The 8,029-nt window shown below is 63.5% G+C and carries 7 protein-coding genes; all 7 read right to left on the reverse strand.

The window, feature by feature from the left end:
* Positions 1–95: 95 nt before the first annotated feature.
* Positions 96–1,577: an anthranilate synthase component I gene (gene trpE, locus ACPZMI_RS01425; protein ID WP_065864575.1), complete on the reverse strand. Its 1,482-nt coding sequence runs from the start codon at positions 1,575–1,577 to the stop codon at positions 96–98.
* Positions 1,578–1,647: 70 nt separating this feature from the next.
* The gene (locus ACPZMI_RS01430) at positions 1,648–2,466 is read right to left on the reverse strand and encodes a phosphoglycolate phosphatase (RefSeq protein WP_186667561.1); all 819 of its coding nucleotides are present in this window, start codon (positions 2,464–2,466) and stop codon (positions 1,648–1,650) included.
* Positions 2,463–3,137 carry a ribulose-phosphate 3-epimerase gene (gene rpe / locus ACPZMI_RS01435; protein WP_054892234.1) on the reverse strand — a complete coding sequence of 225 codons (675 nt, stop codon included), beginning with the start codon at positions 3,135–3,137 and terminating at the stop codon, positions 2,463–2,465. The genes ACPZMI_RS01430 and rpe overlap by 4 nt, the downstream gene beginning before the upstream one ends.
* Before the next feature lie 229 nt (positions 3,138–3,366).
* A complete protein-coding gene (locus ACPZMI_RS01440) occupies positions 3,367–4,194 on the reverse strand; it encodes an ABC transporter permease (RefSeq protein ID WP_054892233.1) in 828 nt (275 codons plus the stop codon).
* 11 nt (positions 4,195–4,205) lie between these two features.
* Complete coding sequence (locus ACPZMI_RS01445; RefSeq protein ID WP_426351536.1) at positions 4,206–5,453, reverse strand: ABC transporter permease; 1,248 nt, start codon at positions 5,451–5,453, stop codon at positions 4,206–4,208.
* 67 nt (positions 5,454–5,520) lie between these two features.
* Positions 5,521–6,555, reverse strand: a complete 1,035-nt coding sequence (locus ACPZMI_RS01450) for an ABC transporter substrate-binding protein (protein ID WP_054892231.1) — start codon at positions 6,553–6,555, stop codon at positions 5,521–5,523.
* A gap of 40 nt (positions 6,556–6,595) precedes the next feature.
* Entirely contained in the window at positions 6,596–7,708 is a 1,113-nt protein-coding gene (locus ACPZMI_RS01455) for an ABC transporter ATP-binding protein (RefSeq protein WP_186667559.1), read from the reverse strand.
* Positions 7,709–8,029 lie beyond the last annotated feature (321 nt).

Here is an 8,029-nt window from a genome sequence, read left to right on the forward strand (position 1 = left end):
CTGTAGGAGCGGGCTGGCCACGCGATGGGCTGCACAGCAGCCCCCTCACACCACCAAAAAAAACGGCGCTCACCAGAGCGCCGTTTCTTCATCCATCAGCCGCGCGGCGTCTGCTCGGCAAGCGCCACAGCCCGGAACATCGCCCGCCGCTTGTTGATGGTCTCTTCCCATTCCAGTGCCGGCACCGAGTCGGCAACGATGCCGCCACCGGCTTGTACGTGCAGCTCGCCGTCCTTGATCACCGCAGTACGGATGGCAATGGCGGTGTCCATGTTGCCGTTCCAGGCAAAGTAACCCACTGCACCACCATAGACACCGCGCTTGACCGGCTCCAGCTCGTCGATGATCTCCATCGCCCGGATCTTCGGCGCGCCCGACAAAGTGCCAGCCGGCAGGATCGCACGCAGGGCGTCCATCGCCGTCAGCCCCTCGGCCAGCTCACCGGTGACGTTCGAGACGATATGCATGACGTTCGAATAACGCTCGATCACCATTTTCTCGGTCAGGCGTACGCTGCCCGTGGACGACACGCGCCCTACATCGTTGCGCCCCAGGTCGATCAGCATCAGGTGCTCGGCGATTTCCTTGTCGTCCGACAGCAAGTCGTCTTCCAGCGCGCGGTCGGCCTCTTCGTTGGCGCCGCGTGGGCGGGTGCCGGCGATCGGACGTACGGTGACCAGATTGTCCTCGACCCGCACCAGCACTTCCGGCGAGCTGCCGACCACATGGAAGTCGCCGAAGTTGAAGAAGTACATGTAGGGCGTCGGGTTGAAGCAGCGCAGCGCCCGGTACAGGTCGATGGGCGCAGCCTTGAAGTCGATGGACATGCGCTGCGACGGCACGACCTGCATGCAGTCGCCAGCGAGGATGTACTCCTTGATCCGCCCGACCGCATTCTCGTAGTCGTCCCGGGTGTAGCTGGAGCGGAATTCAGGCTCAGCGGCCATCGGCCCGCTGAGGTCCAGTCCCCGACGCGGAGTGATCGGCTGACGCAGCGTGTCGAGCAAGCCCTCCAGACGCGCCTTGCCCTGCTCGAAGGCCTGCTCCTCAGACGGGTCGACCAGCACGATCGCATGCATCTTGCCGGCCAGGTTGTCGAACACCACCACGGCGTCGGAGACCATCAGCAGGATGTCCGGCACCCCCAGCGGATCCGGGTTCGGACAGGCGCCCAGGCGCTTCTCGACATAGCGCACGCAGTCATAGCCGAAATAGCCGACCAGGCCACCATTGAAGCGCGGCAGGCCTGGAATGTCGGCGACCTTGTAGCGGTCCTTGAACGACTCGACGAATGCCAGTGGATCTTCGACCTCGTGGCTCTCTACCTCGACGCCATCGTGCAGGATGCTCACACGGTAGCCGTGCACGCGCATCACCGTGCGCGAAGGCAAACCGATCATCGAGTAGCGCCCCCACTTCTCCCCGCCCTGCACGGACTCGAGCAGATAAGAGTTGGCCTGGTCGGCAAGCTTCAGGTAGATCGACAGCGGCGTATCGAAGTCGGCCAGGGTTTCACAGGCCAGGGGAATGCGGTTGTAGCCGGCAGCGGCCAGGCGCAGGAATTCTTCGCGGGTCATGGGTAGCCTCGTGGCAAGCAGCAATGGGTTCGGGCAAGCGGACGGGCCGGCAGGCGCCGGCGAGCGGGAGTCAGGCGCGCCAGCGCCAACGGGCCAGGGCCTTGATGACTTTCATCCAGAATTTGCCGGTAACACCCACAGTGGAGTCTCTGTCTTGGGAGGCTTGAAGGTCCGCCCACGTTATCCCAGTGTCGGTGACTAAGCAACCGGGCAGCAGCAGGCGCAGATCGTCGAGTACCAGGCTCGGTGATTCCTCGTCGATCGGCCGGCCGTGGTTGTAGCCGTAGGTCAGGCCGACGCTCTTGACCCCCGCGGCCCTGGCCGCCTGCACATCACTGCGCGAGTCGCCGACGAACAGCGACTGCTCGGGTGCGATGCCGGCCATCTTCATGACGAACAGCAGCGCCGCCGGGTCGGGCTTTTTCTGTGGCAGGGTGTCGCCACCGATGATCCAGCGGAAATAGCGACCAATCTTCATCTGGTCCAGCAACGGCCCGACAAAGCGTTCGGGCTTGTTGGTGATCAGGGCCATCTCCACGCCCTGCTTGCGCAACCAGCGCAAGGTGTCGCGCACGCCCGGGTAGACCACGGTCAGCTCATGGCTTTCACCATAGGCTTCCATGAACAGTGCCAGCGCACGCTCGGCCAGCTGCGCATCGACGGCGTCGTGCTCGATGCCGCCGGCCAGGGCGCGGCGCACCAGAACCTCGGCACCGTTGCCCACCCACTGGCGCACGGCGTCCAGCCCTGCGGGCGGGCGCCCGAGTTCGAGCAGCATGCGGTCCACGGCGGCGGCCAGGTCCGGTACCGAATCGATCAACGTACCGTCCAGATCGAACATCACCAGCCTGGGCAGCGTCCCCGGGAACAGCTGCTCGAAGCCACTCATGGGCGGGCCTGGGCCAGTTCGGCACGCATCTTGGCGATCACTTCCTGGTAGTCCGGGGCGTTGAAGATCGCCGAACCGGCCACGAAGGTGTCGGCGCCAGCAGCGGCGATTTCGCGGATGTTGCCGACGTTGACGCCGCCATCGATCTCCAGGCGGATATCACGTCCGCTGGCATCGATCAGCGCGCGGGCCTCGCGCAGCTTGTCGAGGGTGCCGGGGATGAACTTCTGCCCGCCGAAGCCGGGGTTGACGCTCATCAGCAGGACCATGTCGACCTTGTCCATCACGTACTTCAGCGCGTCCAGGCTGGTGGCCGGGTTGAATACCAGGCCGGCCTTGCAGCCGCCGTCCTTGATCAGTTGCAGCGAACGGTCGATGTGTTGCGACGCTTCCGGGTGGAAGGTGATGTAGGTCGCGCCGGCCTCGATGAAGTCGCCGATGATGCGGTCGACCGGGCTGACCATCAGGTGCACATCGATCGGCGCGGTCACGCCGTACTTGCGCAGTGCCGTGCAGACCATCGGGCCGATGGTCAGGTTAGGCACGTAGTGGTTGTCCATGACATCGAAGTGGACGATGTCGGCCCCGGCGGCCAGAACCTTGTCGACGTCCTCACCCAGGCGGGCGAAATCGGCGGAAAGAATGGAGGGGGCAATAGCGTAGGGCTGCATGGCGCACCTATGTGGTGGAAATCACGGTGGCGCGCATTGTAACTCAGGGAAGTGGACGGGGGCTGATTGGTATCAATTGGTGTCGAGCAGTGCCCGAAATCGGCTACGGTTGCACTGGCCTCTTCGCGGGCAAGCCCGCTCCTACCAGTACAACGCTGCCCTCATGAGCAGCGGGGCAACCGTGGGAGCGGGCTTGTCCCGCGATGAGGCCGGTGCAGCCGCCGCAGGATCAGGCCGGCTGCTGGGTCCGCAACTTCTCGCTGCGTCCGCGCAACCACTCCAGGGTCAGCAGCAGGATCACCGAAAACGCAATCAGCAACGTGGCCGCCGCCGCAATGGTCGGGCTGAGGTTCTCGCGGATACCGCTGAACATCTGCCGCGGCAGGGTCGCCTGCTCGGGCCCGGCGAGGAACAACGTCACCACCACCTCATCGAACGAGGTGGCGAAGGCGAACAGCGCCCCGGAGATCACTCCCGGCGCAATCAGCGGCAAGGTCACCCGACGGAAGGTCAGCAAGGGCGAGGCTCCGAGGCTGGCTGCGGCGCGCACCAGGTTGTAGTTGAAGCCCTGAAGCGTCGCCGACACGGTGATGATCACGAACGGCACACCCAGCACCGCGTGCACCAGGATCAACGAAATGAAGCTGTTACCCATGCCCAGCGGCGCGAAGAACAAGTAGCTGGCCACACCGATGATCACCACCGGCACCACCATCGGCGAAATCACCAGCGCCATCACCAGCGACTTGCCGGGGAAGTCGCCGCGGGTCAGGCCGATCGCCGCCAGGGTGCCGAACACCATGGCCAGTACCGTGGCCGCCGGAGCGACGATGATGCTGTTCTTCAGCGCGCGCATCCATTCGGCAGAGGCGAAGAAGTCCTGGTACCACTGCAGCGAAAAGCCTTGCAGCGGGTACACCAGGAAGCTGCCGCTGTTGAACGACAGCGGAATGATCACCAGCACCGGCAAGACCAGGAACAACAGGATCAGGCCGCAGAGAATGCGCAGGCTGTAGAACCAGACCCGCTCCACGGGCGACATGTAAGGGCTCAGCATGACAAGGCTCCTCAGCTCAGGCGCAGGCGGCTGGCGCCGACCAGCCAGCTATAGATCAGGTACAGCAGCACGGTTGCCAGCAACAACAAGCCGCCCAGGGCCGTGGCCATGCCCCAGTTGATGCTGGTGTTGGTATAGAAGGCGACGAAATAGCTGACCATCTGGTCGTTCGGGCTGCCCAGCAGGGCCGGGGTGATGTAGTAGCCGATGGCAAGGATGAACACCAATAGGCAGCCGGCGCCGACACCAGCATAGGTCTGCGGGAAATACACTCGCCAGAAGCTGGCGAACGGATGACAGCCCAGCGAAATCGCCGCCCGCATGTAGCTCGGCGAAATGCCCTTCATCACGCTGTACAACGGCAGGATCATGAACGGCAACAGGATGTGCACCATGGAGATGTAGACCCCGGTGCGGTTGAACACCAGCTCCAGCGGCTGATCGATGATGCCAATGGCCATCAGCGCGCTATTGATCAGGCCGCCAGACTGCAACAGCACGATCCACGCCGCCACCCGCACCAGGATCGAAGTCCAGAACGGCAGCAGCACCAGGATCATCAACAGGTTGCTCTGCCGGGTCGGCAGGTTGGCCAGCAGGTAGGCGAGCGGATAGGCCAGCACCAGGCAGATCACGGTGATCACCCCCCCCATCCACAGGGTGCGGGCAAAAATGTCCAGATAAATGGCCTGGTCAGGGGTGGTCTTGGCCAGTTCGCCCAGATCATCGATGCGGTGATCCAGCGAGGCCAGCAGGTAGAAAGGTGTCACCTCGCTGGTGTTACGGCGAATTGCCTGCCAGTAGGCCGGGTCGCCCCAGCGCTCATCAAGGGTTTGCAGGGCTTCTTTATAGGAAGCCGGTTCGGTCTTGAACGGCAGTGCACGTGCTGTCTTGGACAGCAGGCTGCGGTAGCCGGCCAGTTCCATGTTCAGGCGCTTGGAAAGCTCGCCCAGGGTCTGGTTCTTGCGCGATTCGGCCAGGTCCTCGCTGAGGGCCTTGTATACCGCCTCGTCGGGCAGGCTCTTGCCGTCCCACTGCAACACGGCTTCAACGGTGCGCGGCAGGCCTGCGACCACCTCGGGGTTTTCGACGCTCTTGTACAAAAGTGCGGCGATCGGTACGAGGAACACCAGCAGCAGGAACAGCGCCAGCGGCGCGATCAACGCCTGGGCCTTCCAGCGGTTGACCCGTTCGGCGCGCTTGAGGCGCTGTTTGAGACTTGGACCTGCGCCTTCATTCAGGGGCACTGCAATGGCCATGGCGAACTCCGAAAAACACAGAAAACGAGGGAGCGCCGGTCAAACCCCGGCGCTCCTTTGAGGCGCGTTACTTCTTCGCAGCCCAGGCGTTGAAGCGTTGCTCCAACTGCTCGCTGTTGTCGGCCCAGAAGGCCACGTCGATCTGCACCTGGTTGGCGATGTTCTCGGGCGTGGTCGGCATGTCCTTCTTCACATCGTCCGACAGCAGTTCGATGGCCTTGGAGTTGGCAGGCCCGTAGGCGATGTTCTCGGAGTAGATCTTCTGCTGTGCCGGTTGCACGGTATAGGCGATGAACTTCTTCGCCTCTTCCACGTTCTTCGCACCCTTCGGAATGGCCCAGGCGTCGAAGTCGTAGATCCCGCCGTTCCACACCACCTTCAGGTTGCTGTCCTTCTGTACCGCAGCGATCCGGCCGTTGTAGGCCGAGCTCATGACCACGTCACCCGAGGCCAGGTACTGCGGCGGCTGGGCGCCGGCTTCCCACCACTGGATGTTCGGCTTGAGCTCGTCGAGCTTCTTGAAGGCGCGGTCTACACCGGCTTTGGTCTGCAGCACCGAGTACACATCCTTGGGCGCTACGCCGTCGGCCATCAGGGCGAATTCCAAGGTGTACTTGGCGCCCTTGCGCAGGCCGCGCTTGCCCGGGAATTTCTTGGTGTCCCAGAAATCGGCCCAACTGGTGGGCGCGGTCTGGAGTTTGTCGGCGTTGTAGGCCAGCACCGTGGACCACACGAAGAAGCCTACGCCGCAGCCCTGGATCGCACCGGGTACGTAGTCGGCCGCGTTGCCGAACGGCGCGGGGTCGAGCTCCTCGAACAGGCCCTCCTGGCAACCGCGCTCCAGCTCTGGCGACTCCACCTCCACCAGGTCCCACGACACGCTCTTGGTATCGACCATGGCTTTGACCTTGGCCATCTCGCCGTTGTACTCACCAGCGACGATCTTGCCCTTGCCGGCCTTCTCCCACGGCTCGTAGAACGCCTTGACCTGGGCTGCCTTGTTGGCGCCGCCGAAAGACACCACGGTGAGGTCCGCGGCCAGGGCCTGGCCCGCGGTGAACAGCCCCAGGGCCAGGGCGGTCAGTTTCAACTGCTTGCGCATTATTATTCTCTCCACAGTACAGGGTTGGTGAAGCAATCGATCAGTGGGCTTCGGCAATCGGATCGAGCGCGCGGGCGTGCTCCACCTCCCAGCCAAGCGGTACCACATCGCCCACGGCCAGGGCCGGGTCGAGCTCGGCGATTGGCTGCTTCACGAAGAAGTCGGCCTTGCCGCAGACTTCCAGGCGCACCCGCACGTGGTCGCCCAGGTAGATGAACTCGGCCACGCGGCCGGAGAAGCGGTTGACGCAATGCTCGCTGTGGCCGTTGAGGCGCACGCGCTCGGGGCGGATCGAGAGGGTCACCGGCTCGCCGGCCTGGCCGACGTTCACCGCCAGCGCCTCGACCTTCTCGCCACGTGCCAGTTGCACCTGGCAGCGCTCACCGTTGCGCGCCAGCAAGGTGCCGTTGATGCGGTTGTTCTCGCCGATGAAGTTGGCGACGAAGGTGTTGGCGGGTTCTTCATAGAGGGTGCGCGGGTCGGCGATCTGCTGGATCTCACCCTGGTGGAACACCGCCACGCGGTCGGACATGGTCAGCGCCTCGCCCTGGTCGTGGGTGACATAGACCACGGTCACGCCCAGGCGCTGGTGGATATGCTTGATCTCCATCTGCATGTGTTCGCGCAACTGCTTGTCGAGCGCACCGAGCGGCTCGTCCATCAGCACCAGCTGCGGCTCGAACACCAGTGCCCGCGCCAGCGCCACACGCTGCTGCTGGCCGCCGGAAAGCTGGCCGGGGTAGCGCTTGGCGAAGCTGTCGAGCTGGACCATGTTGAGCACACGCTTGACCCGCTCGCTGATGTCGGTCTTGCTCAGGTTGCGTACGCTCAGGGGGAATGCCAGGTTCTCGGCGACGGTCATGTGCGGGAACAGCGCATAGTTCTGGAACACCATGCCGATGTCACGCTTGTGCGGTGGCACGTTGTTGATCGAGCGACCGGCCAGCTGGATCTCACCGGCGGTTGGGGTCTCGAAGCCGGCCAGCATCATCAGGCTGGTGGTCTTGCCCGAACCGGAAGGGCCGAGCAGGGTGAGGAACTCGCCCTTGCGGATGTCGAGGTTGAGGTCCTTGACGATCAGCGATTCGCCGTCGTAGCTCTTCTGCACACCACGGAAGCTGACCAGCGTCTCGTTCGAATTCGCCTCGCTCATGCCCTGCACCTTCTTGTTGGAATGACTGCGTAGGCAAAAGACTAGAAGAACGGCAAAGCCCCGGAAATCGGGGGTACTGAGAGAATGCCATCATCCGGATGGAAGAGTTGTTGTAGGGATTGCCCTACACGGATGACGCGATTGGAACACTCCTCATCCCGACACCTTCAACCGGTGTAGGAGCGGGCTTGCCCGCGAAAAAGACACCGCGCTGCCTGGCACGGGCTACGCCCGTGTTCGCGGGCAAGCACGCTCCCACAGATGCATGTCGCAATCAGACCAGCTTGTGCTCAATTGCGTCCTTCACCCGTTCGGCCAGCG

Source organism: Pseudomonas wayambapalatensis, assembly GCF_049942315.1.
In the GTDB taxonomy this organism is placed as follows: Bacteria; Pseudomonadota; Gammaproteobacteria; order Pseudomonadales; family Pseudomonadaceae; genus Aquipseudomonas; species Aquipseudomonas wayambapalatensis.